The 12866-nt window shown below is 59.7% G+C and carries 14 protein-coding genes; 5 read left to right on the forward strand and 9 right to left on the reverse strand.

Annotated features, from left to right (window positions below):
• Positions 1-29: 29 nt before the first annotated feature.
• From ACSQ17_RS08365 to ACSQ17_RS08390, 6 genes are all read right to left on the reverse strand, one after another.
• Positions 30-473 carry a DUF411 domain-containing protein gene (locus tag ACSQ17_RS08365; protein WP_024616829.1) on the reverse strand — a complete coding sequence of 148 codons (444 nt, stop codon included), beginning with the start codon at positions 471-473 and terminating at the stop codon, positions 30-32.
• A complete protein-coding gene (locus ACSQ17_RS08370) occupies positions 463-1305 on the reverse strand; it encodes a c-type cytochrome (RefSeq protein ID WP_170050792.1) in 843 nt (280 codons plus the stop codon). Before ACSQ17_RS08370 ends, ACSQ17_RS08365 begins: the two co-directional genes overlap by 11 nt.
• A 9-nt stretch (positions 1306-1314) precedes the next feature.
• Positions 1315-2406 (reverse strand): copper resistance protein B, encoded by a 1092-nt coding sequence (locus ACSQ17_RS08375; RefSeq protein ID WP_436068217.1) that lies wholly within the window; start codon positions 2404-2406, stop codon positions 1315-1317.
• On the reverse strand, positions 2396-2707 hold the full coding sequence (locus ACSQ17_RS08380) for a hypothetical protein (protein WP_003246749.1): 312 nt from the start codon (positions 2705-2707) through the stop codon (positions 2396-2398). The genes ACSQ17_RS08375 and ACSQ17_RS08380 overlap by 11 nt, the downstream gene beginning before the upstream one ends.
• A 12-nt stretch (positions 2708-2719) precedes the next feature.
• Positions 2720-4534: a copper resistance system multicopper oxidase gene (locus tag ACSQ17_RS08385; RefSeq protein ID WP_436068218.1), complete on the reverse strand. Its 1815-nt coding sequence runs from the start codon at positions 4532-4534 to the stop codon at positions 2720-2722.
• Between the two features lie 176 nt (positions 4535-4710).
• Positions 4711-4917, reverse strand: coding sequence for a co-regulatory protein PtrA N-terminal domain-containing protein (locus ACSQ17_RS08390; RefSeq protein ID WP_233685280.1), 207 nt, complete (start codon positions 4915-4917; stop codon positions 4711-4713).
• A gap of 250 nt (positions 4918-5167) precedes the next feature.
• On the opposite strand from ACSQ17_RS08390, the gene bufA2 reads away from it, so the two are divergent.
• From bufA2 to ACSQ17_RS08405, 3 genes are read left to right on the forward strand one after another with little or no spacing between them, the layout of a single operon-like run.
• A complete protein-coding gene (gene bufA2 / locus ACSQ17_RS08395; RefSeq protein ID WP_233685281.1) occupies positions 5168-5428 on the forward strand; it encodes a BufA2 family periplasmic bufferin-type metallophore in 261 nt (86 codons plus the stop codon).
• Between the two features lie 45 nt (positions 5429-5473).
• On the forward strand, positions 5474-6316 hold the full coding sequence (bufB, locus tag ACSQ17_RS08400) for an MNIO family bufferin maturase (RefSeq protein WP_233685282.1): 843 nt from the start codon (positions 5474-5476) through the stop codon (positions 6314-6316).
• Complete coding sequence (locus ACSQ17_RS08405) at positions 6307-7098, forward strand: HvfC/BufC N-terminal domain-containing protein (RefSeq protein WP_233685283.1); 792 nt, start codon at positions 6307-6309, stop codon at positions 7096-7098. The genes bufB and ACSQ17_RS08405 overlap by 10 nt, the downstream gene beginning before the upstream one ends.
• A gap of 58 nt (positions 7099-7156) precedes the next feature.
• Here the strand turns inward: ACSQ17_RS08405 and ACSQ17_RS08410 are convergent, their stop codons facing one another.
• The 3 genes from ACSQ17_RS08410 to ACSQ17_RS08420 all read right to left on the reverse strand — a co-directional run bounded on the left by ACSQ17_RS08410 (position 7157) and on the right by ACSQ17_RS08420 (position 10139).
• A complete protein-coding gene (locus ACSQ17_RS08410) occupies positions 7157-7357 on the reverse strand; it encodes a heavy-metal-associated domain-containing protein (RefSeq protein ID WP_233685284.1) in 201 nt (66 codons plus the stop codon).
• A gap of 158 nt (positions 7358-7515) precedes the next feature.
• Positions 7516-9885, reverse strand: a complete 2370-nt coding sequence (locus ACSQ17_RS08415; RefSeq protein WP_233685285.1) for a heavy metal translocating P-type ATPase — start codon at positions 9883-9885, stop codon at positions 7516-7518.
• Between the two features lie 5 nt (positions 9886-9890).
• Positions 9891-10139, reverse strand: a complete 249-nt coding sequence (locus ACSQ17_RS08420; protein ID WP_233685286.1) for a DUF2933 domain-containing protein — start codon at positions 10137-10139, stop codon at positions 9891-9893.
• Between the two features lie 419 nt (positions 10140-10558).
• On the opposite strand from ACSQ17_RS08420, the gene ACSQ17_RS08425 reads away from it, so the two are divergent.
• Positions 10559-11236 carry a heavy metal response regulator transcription factor gene (locus ACSQ17_RS08425; RefSeq protein WP_233685287.1) on the forward strand — a complete coding sequence of 226 codons (678 nt, stop codon included), beginning with the start codon at positions 10559-10561 and terminating at the stop codon, positions 11234-11236.
• A gap of 2 nt (positions 11237-11238) precedes the next feature.
• The gene (locus tag ACSQ17_RS08430; RefSeq protein WP_233685791.1) at positions 11239-12621 is read left to right on the forward strand and encodes a heavy metal sensor histidine kinase; all 1383 of its coding nucleotides are present in this window, start codon (positions 11239-11241) and stop codon (positions 12619-12621) included.
• The last annotated feature ends 245 nt before the right edge of the window (positions 12622-12866 follow it).

Genomic DNA, 12866 nt, shown 5'->3' on the forward strand with positions numbered 1-12866 from the left:
CACACAAGCGGCCGTGCTGGCAGGCAGTACTACTGAGCGGGATATTCTGCAACGACCTGATCAGACCCCGTCTTGGTCAAGCCAATGACCTGGTAGGCATGCTGTACGCCATCGACTTCCATGCCGGGGGAGCCCGCCGGCATCCCGGGAACAGCGATGCCCAGCAGATCATCGCGCTTGGTGAGCTCGATGACCTGAGCCGCCGGCACATGACCTTCGACGAACTTGCCGTCAATCACTGCGGTGTGGCAAGACGCCAACCGCGGCGCAACGCCCAGACTTTGCTTCACTGCCGTCATGTTGCTTTCGACATGGTCGACGACTTTGAAGCCATTCGCTTCGAGGTGTGAAATCCACTTCTTGCAACATCCGCAATTGGCATCACGATGGACATCAATCGTCAGGGCATCAGCTGCTTGAACCGCAGACGTGACGGAGAGAGCGGCCAGTAAGGCCAGATATTTAGCTTTCATGTACGTGCTCTTTGCCATCAGCGTGGGTGTGGGTCTTGGGCGAGGCGTTCGGAGCCTGCTCGGCGTGATGATCACCTCCGTTGGACGACGCCTCATCCCCAGCATGGTGGTCATCGCCACTCATATCCGAATGGTGACCTGCCTTAGGTGCGGAGCCACCCTCGCTATCCGTAGCCGCGGCATCGTGATGACCAGGCTCTCCAGCATCACCTGATCCATGATGGTCATCGCCACCGCCACTATTGTCATGATGGCCAGGCTTGTTGTCGCCGTGCTGACCTTCATGATTGTGCATTTGCGTTTCCCCACCACCATGCTGATGGCCGCCACTGGATGCGACGAGTGCTTGGTATTGCTTGGCATCCATCGTCGGCAATTGGTCAAGGAAGGCAACCATGCCCCAGATGTACTCATCGCCCATGCTCTTGCCCCACGCAGGCATACCCGTTGCCTTGATGCCATGCTTGATCACCCAGAACGCTGCTGACGGATTGCCATCGACACCGATCTTGGCGAGGTTGGGAGGCGCAGGGTAAAGCGATTGGCTTAGCTCGGTCTCCGCCACACCTGGCGCCAAATGACAGCCGATACACATGGAGTTGTAGTTGCCCGCACCGGCGCGAATAAGAGCTTGATCATCCAGGTTGGGAACCTCGATGTCCTGCGAACGGACTTCGATAGAGCGGTCGCGGGCCATCGTGAGAAACGCATGCACTGCAGGAAAATGGGGATCATCGGCCCCCACGTTGACCACGCCAAAGTAGGCGCCGGCCAGGACAGCTGTGCTACCGACCACGCCGGCCGCCACCAAAGTTTTAATTGTTCTTTTCATGTCAGGTTCTCAAAACCACATCCGGATACCGGCGACAAAACGCGCCTCGTCTACATCACCGCCCTCGTCGCGCACCATGTCTGCCGTGTTGCCATAGGAGCGGCTCCAGGAAACCCCGACATAGGGAGCAAACTGTCTGACAATCTCGTAACGCAGACGCAAGCCGAGCTCGGTATTTGCCAACCCAGACCCCACACCTCGCTCAGGATCGTTCTTGCCGTAGAAGTTCATTTCGGCAGTTGGCTGGAGAATCAGCCGGTTGGTCAGCAGAATGTCGTACTCGCCCTCCAGTCGGGCAGCAGTTTGGCCATTCTCGCCGACGAAGGCCGTGGCTTCGGCCTCAAAGGCGTAAAGCGCCATGCCCTGGATACCGAAGGCAGCCCAAGTCTGCGGCGACTCCGGTTTAAAGTCCTGGCGAACGCCCGCGACGACATCCCACCAAGGGCCGATCGAGCGGCCGTACAGCAGCTGTAATTCAGCGTCCTCGGTAACGCCGTTGGTACGCTCGCCTTCGGAGCGGAACCAGACCCGGTTGATATCACCGCCTACCCAACCCGACGCATCCCAGGCCAGGGTGCTGCCCTCATCTGCGTCCTGGTATTCGAGCTGATCGAGCAGGAAAAAACTGTTGATGGCGCTGTCGTGAACCTTGTGGCCAGGTAATGGCGGGAAAGCCGCTTGGCGATCAGCATCCGTCAGAACGGGAATCGGCGTACGACTGGTAGTTCTCGGGGCTTCAGCGGAGCCATGGTTCATCTTCGAATGATCCATGCCCTCCATCTGTCCCTGCATGGTGCCGTGTCCCATCTTGCTGTGGTCCATGGCTGAGGCCTTCTCTTGGCTCTGGCTGTGGCCCATCTGGCTATGGTCCATGCTGCCCGATTCGCTCTGCATGGCACCATGATCCATCTTGCTGTGATCCATGCCCTCCATCGGCGCTTTGGCGGAACCGTGGCCCATCTGGCTGTGGTCCATCGACACGGAGCCGTGCCCCATTGCCGAATGATCCATTTCTTCCGCAGCCTGGGTAACGCCGCCGCTGAGTGCACTCAGCGACACGGCCAGCGCTATGAGGGACGGGCGTGAAAACCTAGTGGTCATGGTTCGAACCTGCTTCGGCTTCGGTGCCGCCATGCTTATCCATCATCTTCTCGTGCCCCATATCGTCATGGTTCATACCCTCATGATCCATGGCGCCATGATCCATCTGATGGCCAGCGGCCTTGCCTTTCGATTGATCTGCAGGCTTGTCACTGGCGTCGGGCGCAGCCGACTCGGCAGCATGTTGTTCGTGCTCGCTGTGCCCCTCACCTGCCAATGACGTCGGCGCGTGCAGAACAGCCAAAAGACTGAACATCGCTGCGCTGCCAAACAGGGCATTACGCTTCATAAAAGTACTCATCAGAAATCTCCTTTACTCATCCACACGGACTTCACGGAACATGCCCGTTTCCATGTGGAGCAACAGGTGGCAGTGATAGGCCCAACGCCCCAACGCATCGGCGGTCACCCGATAGCTGCGCTTGGAACCTGGCGGCATGTCGATGGTGTGTTTACGCACCAGGAAATTGCCGTTCGCATCCTCCAGATCACTCCACATGCCATGAAGATGGATCGGGTGAGTCATCATGGTGTCGTTGACCAGCGTGATGCGAACACGCTCGCCGTACTTGAGGCGCAGAGGCTCGGCGTCAGAGAACTTGATGCCATCGAAGGACCAGGAGAATTTCTCCATGTGCCCGGTGAGGTGCAGCTCGATGGTGCGACTTGGCTCACGCCCGTCCGGATCAGGGAAGGTGCTGCGCAGGTCAGAGTAAGTCAGGACGCGCCGGCCGTTATCACGCAGGCCGATACCTGGGTCGTCCAGCTTGTGCGTCGGCGTCATGGTCTGCATGTCGACCAAAGGATTGTTGGTCTCTGAGGCCGGGTGTGCCTGCATGTTGCCAGCCATGCCAGCCATGCCAGCCATGTTTGAATGATCCATTCCGGCCATCTGGCTGTGATCCATACCAGCCATGCCACCCTGCATGCTGCCATGATCCATGCCCGCCATACTGCCGTGGTCCATTCCGGCCATGCTCCCATGATCCATGCCGCCCATGCTGCCGTGGTCCATGCCCATGTCACCCATGGCAATCAGTGGGCGCGGGTCAGGGCTTGGTACCGGTGCACTCAACCCTTCCTGTACCGCAAGGGTGCCGCGCGCATAGCCAGTGCGGTCCATGGATTGGGCAAACACGGTATAGGCCTGTTCGCTGTCTGGTTCGATGATCACGTCGTAGGTCTCGGCCACGGCGATACGGAACTCGTCGACGCTGACCGGTTTGACGTGCAGACCATCGGCCGCAACCACAGTCATCTTCAGGCCTGGGATGCGCACATCGAAGTACGTCATGGCCGAGGCATTGATGAAACGCAGACGAATCTTCTCGCCCGGTTTGAATATGCCGGTCCAGTTGCCATCAGGTGCCTGGCCGTTCATCAGGTAGGTGTAGGTGTAGCCACTGACGTCGGCGAGATCAGTCGGGCTCATCTTCATTTCGGCCCACATCTTACGGTCGGCTACGGCGGCGGACCAACCCATCTCGCTTACGTCATCGATGAAGTCACCAACGGTGCGTTTGTGCTGGTTGTAGTAGTCCGACTGTTTCTTGAGCTTGGCCAGTACCCGCGTTGGATTTTCATCCGTCCAGTCGCTCAGCAACACGACGTAATCACGGTCGTAACTGAAGGGCTCGGGCTCCTTGGCATCGATGACCAGCGCACCGTATACGCCGACCTGCTCCTGGAGCCCAGAATGGCTGTGATACCAGTAGGTGCCGTTCTGGTTGACCTTGAACTTGTACTCATACATGCCATCAGGGGCGATGCCATGGAAGCTCAGGCCAGGAACGCCATCCATGTTCGCCGGCAGGATGATGCCGTGCCAATGGATGGAGGTGTCCTCCTTGAGGCGGTTGCGCACGCGCAATGTGACGGTATCGCCTTCGCGCCAACGAAGAATCGGCCCAGGGAGCGAGCCGTTGATGGTCATGGCCGTGCGCGCTGCGCCGGTGATGTTCACCGGGGTTTCACCGATGAATAGGTCGAATTCGTTACCAGTCAGTACGTTGGGCTGGCCGGGGCTGTTCACCGCCCAGACCGGCGTGCGCCACAGCCCCAACCCGCCCAGGATACCGGTGGCGGCCAGGCCTTTGACGAAGGTTCGCCTAGTGGTTTTGCTGTGCATGCCGTTGTGTCCAGTCAAATAAGCCGGAACTATCAGGACCGGCGTTGATGATATTGGCGACTTCAGTTTCAGTGGGCGCTGCCCTCTGCGGACAGCGCACCAGTCACTGCTGCCGCGAGCAGTATGAAACTGCCACATCTCCCCCCTCAGGGTGATTACATTTCTGTCAGCTTGGCTCAGCAGTTGGCGTGCTTGAGCTGCTTGCTCTGCTCGCCGGTGACCGGGGCCTCGCCTTTTTGTTGCTGAGCGAGCTGATTGGCTTCCATGGATGTCTGCCGGGCCTGCTCCATGCGAGCAAATGTACGCTCGGCGCCGCCTTCGGCCATGGCAAGGCTGGAAACACTGAGAGCGGCTACTACGAACAGCGCCTTGATCGATTTCATTTTGGATTCCTCGTGGGTTCGGGTAAGCCTCTGGATAACCGAGGCCGAGCATCAGGCTCGATGTCACCTTAGCCAGAGCGCCCTGTCAGAAGCCTGAACCGCACATTACAGTTCTGTCAGGTAGGCATTTCTTTCTTGTCGAGCCTCCCGCCTGCTCGGTAGTGTCTAACCAGTGTCCTTCCTCTGCCTTGCAAGCTTTGTGGAAAGGCATACCCGACCTGATCCGACACCACCAAGAGAGATAACCACCATGTCGACAAAATCCAACGCCGCCACCGGCGCCGCACTGGCCCTGGTTGCCGCCAGCCTCTTCACCACCCTGCCGGCACAGGCGGCGCAAGATGCCAAGGCGGCAGAAGTACAGTGCTTCGGCGTCAACGCCTGCAAGGGACAGAACGACTGCATGACCGCCAAGAACTCCTGCAAAGGCCAAGGCGAGTGCAAAGGCCAGGGCTTCAAGCTGATGACCCAGGCCAAATGTGATGAAGCCGGTGGCAAGACCAGCGAGTGATACCGCCCCGGGGAGTGCCTGCCACTCCCCTTACTGGAGCCGTGAATGAGCATGCGCAATACGCTGGGGTTTGGTCTTGGCCTACGCAGCGAGTATTACCAGCAGATCCTGGAGCAGCGACCCGCGGTCGACTGGTTCGAGATCATTTCCGAGAACTACATGGTAGAGGGCGGCAAGGCCCTCTACTTTCTCGACGCGATCAAAGAGCACTACCCCCTGGTGATGCATGGAGTTTCCCTGTCGATCGGCGGCTCTCACACCCTGGACATCGACTACTTGCGGCAGCTCAGGAAGCTGGCGGATCGGATCCAGCCCCATTGGATTTCCGATCACCTGTGCTGGAGCCGTGGCAATGCCCATCAGCTGCATGACCTGCTGCCCCTGCCGTTCACCGAGGAAAGCCTGCAGCATGTCGCCGCCAGGGTGCGCACGGTGCAGGACATCCTGGAGCGCCCCCTGGTGCTGGAAAACGTCTCCGCCTACCTGCAGTGGAAAACCTCCTGCATGAGCGAGTCACAGTTCCTTGCAGAGCTGTGCCAGCTGACCGGCTGCGAGCTGCTGCTCGATGTAAACAACGTCTATGTCAGCTCGCGCAATCAGGGATTCGATCCCTGGCAATTCATCATGGAGCTGCCGCATGAGCGGATCCGCCAGATTCACCTGGCCGGACACAGCGACTACGGACAGTACCTCATCGACACCCATGACGCGCCCATCGCTGATACGGTCTGGGCACTCTACGGCAAGACACTGGGCCAGCTCGGCGCGACCGCAACCCTAATCGAGCGGGACGACCACTTCCCGTCCCTCGACGAGCTTTTGGCCGAACTGAAGCAGGCGCGCGCGCTTGCCGATGACGCGCTGAACAGGGCTGAATCATGCAGCTGAACGCACTGCAGGATGCCCTGCAAGCCTACCTTGCAGGCGAATCCGATAGCCCTCCGGCCGAGCTGTTGGCGCAGCTTCAAGGCAGTACCGCGCTAGGCGCAGCCGACGGCCTGAGGATCTACCACAACGCCTACCGCGCGCGCCTGCTGGCGGTATTGCGCGAGGACTTCCCGGCGCTGCAGCAATGGCTGGGAGCGGAGTCGTTCGAGCAACTTGCGTTGGCCTATCTGGCCACCTGGCCGCCGCAGCACTACAGCCTTCGCTGGCTGGGCGAGAAGCTTCCCGAGTTCATCGCCGGCTACGTCGCGGAACCGCAGCTATCGCCACTGCGCGAGCTCGCCACGCTGGAATGGGCCTTTACCCTGGCATTCGATGCCGAGGACGCCGACGCGCTCTCGGCAGAAGGCATGAACCGCTTCTCGGCCGAAGACTGGGTCGCCCTTACGGCAACGCTGGTACCCTCTGCCAACTGGCTGGAGCTGCGCTACAACACGCTGGCGCTGTGGAAAGCAGCCAAGGACGGGGAGCCGCTCCCGGAGATCACCCGCCTGGCTATCGATTGCAGCTGCCTGATCTGGCGTCATGATCTGCTATCTAGGTACCGCAGTCTGGAACCTGATGAAGCGATGGCGCTGAGGCTGTTCGCAGGCGGTGAGCCCTTTGCCGGACTCTGTGAGTCGCTGCTCGCACGCCATGCCGAACAGGCACCAATGCAGGCTGCAATCTGGTTGCGACAGTGGGTGAGTGATGGGCTGTTGGTTCGATTTAAAGCCGAGGCATGAGGGCCACTGCAAAGCAGTGGCCCACTCCATTAAGCCAATTATGGGTACCGACAGCGCCCTAGGCGCCAATCGCAGCCCCAAAGCCGAGCTTCTGCACCAGATCGCGAATGACTGCCGCGCTTTCACCGGTGTCGACCGAAACTATACCACTGGCTCGGTCAATTTCGACTCGTGCATGCTGATCCAGGGACTGGATAGCTCTCGTGATCTTGCCCACACAGCTGCCACAGCCCATTCCCGTCACCTTCAAAACGACCATAGATCACCTCATCTCAGGAACGGCACCCGTTGCCGTACCCTCAGCATCAACCTTGCCACCTTGGCAAGGTCAAGCACCTGTGAACGAAGCATGAAAATCAGCGCCGGACAGGTCAGTGAAACGAACCCCATAAGGTTTCCAGCCAATAACAGGTGTGGCTAATCTATCCGTGTCTGCCGGAGGCGCAGCGCATTGAAGACTACCGACGCAGAGCTAACGCTCATCGCCAGGGCGGCAATCAACGGTGACAGCAAGTGCCCCGTCAGCGGGTACAGCAGCCCAGCCGCCAAAGGGATTCCCATCGCGTTGTAGAGGAACGCAAACGCCAGGTTCTGCCGCATGTTCTTCACCGTGGCCACCGACAGGGTGCGTGCTCGCAGGATGCCCATCAGGTCGCCCTTGACGAGGGTCACCTGAGCGCTGTTCATGGCCACGTCGGTGCCCGTCCCCATGGCAATACCCACGTCTGACCGGGCCAGGGCCGGCGCATCGTTGATCCCGTCACCGGCCATGGCAACACGTCGACCATAGCCCTGCAGATCGGCGACCAGCTTCTCCTTGTCCTGCGGTTTGACCTCCCCATGTACTTCTTCGATCCCCAGCTGCCTGGCGACGGCTTTTGCCGTCGTCAGGCCATCGCCGGTGGCCATGATGACTTTCACATCCTCGCTTTGCAGTCTGGAAACCGCCTGTTGGGAGGTTGGCTTGATTGGATCGGAAACGGCTAGAAGACCTGCCAGGCTGCTATCAATTGCCAGATAGATAATGCTGATGCCCTCTAGGCGCAGCTGCTCGGCACGATTGTGCAACGGGGTAATGTCGACGCCAGCATCAGCCATCAAGGCCGTGTTGCCTAGCTGCAATTGATGACCATCGACCAGCCCTCTCACACCAATACCAGAGCCAGACTCGAAGGTTTCCGGCTTCGCCAAGGCGAGCCCTACGCTGCGGGCATGATCGACGATGGCGTGAGCCAGCGGGTGCTCGCTGCCCTGGTCGAGGCTAGCGGCCAGGCGCAGCACCTCGCGGGGGTCATAGGCACCGGTGCCTTCCGCACTATGGAATACCGGGCGTCCTTCGGTCAGCGTTCCGGTTTTGTCGACAATGAGCGTGTCGATCTTGCAGAGGTTCTCGATAGCGCTGGCATCACGGAACAGCACACCGCTGCTGGCCGCCTTGCCCGTCGCGACCATGACCGACATCGGCGTCGCCAGCCCCAGGGCGCAGGGGCAGGCGATGATCAACACCGCCACGGCATTGATCAGGCCGAATACCCAGCCTGACTCCGGCCCGAATAGCCCCCAGCCGAAGAAGGTCAGGATCGCGATCAGGATCACCCCAATCACGAAATATCCCGCCACGGCATCGGCCATGCGCTGCATGGGCGCCTTGGAGCGCTGGGCTTTGGCCACCATCTGCACGATCTGCGACAGCATGGTTTCGGCGCCGACCTTCTGCGCCTCCATCACCAGGCTGCCATGGGTATTCAGGGTGGCGCCTATAAGGGAGTCGCCTGCCCGCTTGGTCACGGGTAGCGGCTCGCCGGTGAGCATCGACTCGTCGACCGCGCTCTCGCCCTCCAGCACCGTGCCATCCACAGGGACTTTCTCACCCGGACGTACACGCAGGTGGTCGCCCTGATGGACGTGGGTGAGAGGAATATCCTCCTCCTGGCCGTCGGGCAGGATGCGCCGCGCTGTCTTCGGGGCCAGCCCCAGCAGCGATTTGATAGCAGCAGAAGTCTGCGAGCGAGCCTTGAGTTCGAGCATCTGCCCCAAAAGCGTGAGCGAGATAATCACCGCAGCAGCCTCGAAATAGACGCCGATGCGGCCATCCTGGACGAAGGCTGCCGGAAACCATTGCGGTACCAAGGTAGCGAACACACTGTAGAGATAGGCAGCTGCCGTTCCCAAACCAATCAGGGTCCACATGTTGGGGCTACGGTGACGAATGGAGTCGATGCCGCGGGTAAAGAATACCCAGCCGCCCCATAGCGTCACCGGCGTCGCCAGAACCAGCTCAACCCAGTTCTGGGTCGTACCATGGAACAACTGCAAGGAGTGGCCAGCCATCGCCAGTACCGTGACGATGACGGTCAACGGCAGGGTCCACCAGAATCGCCGCGAGAAGTCTTTCAGCTCCGGATTTTCTTCCTCTTCCAGCTCTGGGATGACAGGTTCCAACGTCATCCCGCAGATCGGACAATTCCCTGGAGTCGGCTGGCGGATCTGCGGGTGCATCGGACAGGTGTATTCGGCGCCCTGACTCGCTGGAGCCGCTGGCTGCGGAGCAGCGGCAGGCTGGTTATGCCCTGCATGCGCCTGGTGGCTCATGTATTGATGGGGACTGGCCTGGAATTTCTCCAGGCACTTGTCACTGCAGAAACGATAGTTCTGCCCCTCAAAACTCAACCGATAAGGGCTGTCGGGCTTGACCTCCATCCCACATACCGGATCGTGATGACTGTCCGAGTGCCCGTGCGAGTGATTGGCATGATCCTGATCGTGCTGGCTGGAGGGGCTGTGCATACGGGCTATGTCCTATTGTCGTCCTTGGAAGCGGCAGAGCTGCCGGAATGGGAGTGGCCACCGTGATTGTGGCCAAACAGATGCATCAGCGGGCACAACAGCAGGATCAGGTATGGCAAGGCCTGCGAAAGATAGCCGTAATGCTCTCGCGCCACGTAGAAGACGCCGATGACAGCCAACATGATCAGCACGATACCGAACCGGCTCCTCCAGAAGGGTGGTTCAGTGGTACCAGGGTGATGAGAGTGGTCCATGACAATAGCCTCGATTCGACGGTATTGGGATCAGCATAGGTGGCTCAAGCCAGGCAGAGTTGACGCTCATCAATAGAGTCCGGCGCACGGTCACATTGACTGAGATAAAGCGCGACACCGACACGGCGCCGCCAGGCCAAAGGAGCAATCACGAAAGGCCTGAAAGTGGGGATAGTGCCTTGGCCACGAAATACCGCACACGCTAATACCTCAGCGGTTTCCATGGGAGCAGTCTCCTTCAGAAGGCAGTGGCGGGCAGCGCCAGTTCGGGGCGGAGCACGCAAGCCAGTATCCATGCCTGCACCCTAGACAAGTGAGCCTGTCGGCGACCTGAAGCCAGGATTACATTTTCGTAAGCTTCTGGTTGGTCACCCTGTTTGCCTGCACACTCGGGTCATGTCACATCAGGATCCGCGCGCATGAAACTACTGGTAGCCGAAGACGAGCCCAAAACTGGGGCCTACCTGCAGCAAGGGCTTACCGAGGCTGGGTTCACCGTCGACCGGGTCATGACCGGCACAGATGCACTCCAGCACGCATTGAGCGAGGCTTATGACCTGCTGATCCTGGACGTGATGATGCCGGGCCTGGACGGCTGGCAAGTACTGCGCATGGTGCGAGCAGCAGGCAAGGATGTTCCGGTGTTATTCCTGACCGCACGTGACGGTGTGGAGGATCGCGTCAAAGGCCTGGAGCTTGGCGCGGACGACTACCTGATCAAGCCCTTTGCTTTCTCGGAGCTACTGGCCCGGGTCAGAACGCTGCTGCGCAGAGGCAATGGCTCGCCCACCCCGACCACCATGAAAATCGCCGACCTGGAAGTCGACCTGATGAGGCGCCGCGCTATCCGTGGCGGGAAGCGCATCGATCTGACCGCGAAGGAGTTCTCATTGTTGGAGCTGCTGCTGCGGCGGCGTGGCGAGATCTTGCCCAAGTCGATGATTGCCTCTCAGGTATGGGACATGAACTTCGACAGCGACACCAATGTCATCGAGGTTGCCGTACGCCGGCTGCGCGCCAAGATTGACGACGACTTCGAGCTCAAGCTGATCCATACCGCTCGCGGCATGGGCTACATGATGGATGCGCCGGAGTGAGGATCACCCATCTTTCGCTGACCGCGCGCATGAGCCTGATGTTCATGTCCGTGGTGATTGCAGTCCTGGCCGCAGCGGGACTGGGTTTCAACATGCTCAGCCAACACCACTTCAAGATGCTCGATCAGCAGACGCTGGGCGAGAAACTCGAATCAACCCGGTACATCCTCAGCAATGCCGGCAATGGAGCAAGCCTTGCCGCCGAGTTGCCGCAACTGCGGGCCTTACTGGGAGCCCATCAGGATCTGACGGCAACCATTCTCGCCAGCGATGGTGCCGTGCTTTTTTCCGCTCCCGCGGCAGTCGAGATTCCCGACAGGTTCAGACGAGCCGCAAATGCCAGAATGTGGAACTGGCAAGACGGCGAGCACAAATACCAAGGTGTGACCGCCGAGATCCCGGTTCACGGGCAACCCCAACCACTCACCGCGATACTCGCTCTCGACGTCACCAGTCACGCACACTTTCTCGACACGCTGCAACGCTGGTTCTGGATTGGCCTGACGCTCAGCGCCCTGGTCAGTGCCGCGCTGGGCTGGGCAGTCGCGCGAAGCGGCCTCAGCCCGCTGCGCCAAGTCACGCAGGTCGCCACCTCGATCTCCGCCCGATCGCTACAGGAGCGCATCCCCCTGGGACAGGTGCCACAGGAGCTTCAGCAACTGGTTCTGTCCTTCAACGCGATGCTGGACCGGCTGGAAGACTCCTTCGTCCGGCTCTCCAATTTCTCGGCTGACATTGCCCACGAGCTACGAACCCCTCTCAGTAACCTGATGACTCACACCGAGGTCGTGCTGAGTCAGAAGCGAAATAATGAGGCCTACGAGGAAAACCTGTACGCCAATCTGGATGACTTGAAGCGCATGTCCCGAATGATCGACGACATGCTGTTTCTGGCCAAGGCCGATAACGGCCTGATCGTCCCGGAACAGAGCGACATCGAGCTGGCGGACGTTGCCGCCAAGCTGACCGAGTACTACCGCCTGCTGGCCGAAGAGCGTGACATCCGACTTTCTGTAACGGGTACAGGCCGAGTGCGTGGTGATCGGCTGATGCTTGATCGTGCGATCTCCAACCTGCTGTCCAATGCCCTGCGCTATACGCCTGAGGGGAAGACGATTTCGCTGCGGATCCGCCAGACAGCGGACACAACCAGTCTAAGCATCGAAAACCCAGGCGGCACAATCGCTCCAGAGCACTTGGAGAAGCTCTTCGACCGCTTTTACCGGGTCGATCCCGCCCGGCGCGAGGGAGGCCCGAGCAATGCAGGCCTCGGCCTTGCCATCACCCGCTCCATCATCGAGGCCCACAAAGGCCGCATCTGGTGCACTTCGGTAGAGGGCCTCACAGGCTTTCACATCGAACTTCCTCGGCTCTCTCCCTCCTAGCGGATGGCTGTGCAGCCAAGCGCACATGACCCCTAATGAAGTTAGCTCTGCACCGGTGTGTTGTGGCTTACGCCTATGTCTGGGCAGGAATGGCGTTTTCCGTAAGCACTCGCCGCACCGAAGACGACTGTCTCTATGGGGCCAAGCTGGCAGTCGCCGATTTCTTTTTCAGCCGCCTATTGCCACAAACTTAGGACTGGAAGCCTGCATTCGAGCGAGTAGCTCATCCCTCTATGGACTTTCCG

Source organism: Pseudomonas sp. LjRoot71, assembly GCF_964253255.1.
Lineage (GTDB): Bacteria > Pseudomonadota > Gammaproteobacteria > Pseudomonadales > Pseudomonadaceae > Aquipseudomonas.

Coding starts and splice junctions, on each gene's coding strand:
- ACSQ17_RS08365 (WP_024616829.1), bottom strand. CDS start 473: ATGAAAGCTAAATATCTGGCCTTACTGGCCGCTCTCTCCGTCACGTCT.
- bufB (WP_233685282.1), top strand. CDS start 5,474: ATGAGCATGCGCAATACGCTGGGGTTTGGTCTTGGCCTACGCAGCGAG.
- ACSQ17_RS08380 (WP_003246749.1), bottom strand. CDS start 2,707: ATGAGTACTTTTATGAAGCGTAATGCCCTGTTTGGCAGCGCAGCGATG.
- ACSQ17_RS08425 (WP_233685287.1), top strand. CDS start 10,559: ATGAAACTACTGGTAGCCGAAGACGAGCCCAAAACTGGGGCCTACCTG.
- ACSQ17_RS08390 (WP_233685280.1), bottom strand. CDS start 4,917: ATGAAATCGATCAAGGCGCTGTTCGTAGTAGCCGCTCTCAGTGTTTCC.
- ACSQ17_RS08375 (WP_436068217.1), bottom strand. CDS start 2,406: ATGACCACTAGGTTTTCACGCCCGTCCCTCATAGCGCTGGCCGTGTCG.
- ACSQ17_RS08385 (WP_436068218.1), bottom strand. CDS start 4,534: ATGCACAGCAAAACCACTAGGCGAACCTTCGTCAAAGGCCTGGCCGCC.
- ACSQ17_RS08405 (WP_233685283.1), top strand. CDS start 6,307: ATGCAGCTGAACGCACTGCAGGATGCCCTGCAAGCCTACCTTGCAGGC.
- ACSQ17_RS08410 (WP_233685284.1), bottom strand. CDS start 7,357: ATGGTCGTTTTGAAGGTGACGGGAATGGGCTGTGGCAGCTGTGTGGGC.
- ACSQ17_RS08420 (WP_233685286.1), bottom strand. CDS start 10,139: ATGGACCACTCTCATCACCCTGGTACCACTGAACCACCCTTCTGGAGG.
- bufA2 (WP_233685281.1), top strand. CDS start 5,168: ATGTCGACAAAATCCAACGCCGCCACCGGCGCCGCACTGGCCCTGGTT.
- ACSQ17_RS08415 (WP_233685285.1), bottom strand. CDS start 9,885: ATGCACAGCCCCTCCAGCCAGCACGATCAGGATCATGCCAATCACTCG.
- ACSQ17_RS08370 (WP_170050792.1), bottom strand. CDS start 1,305: ATGAAAAGAACAATTAAAACTTTGGTGGCGGCCGGCGTGGTCGGTAGC.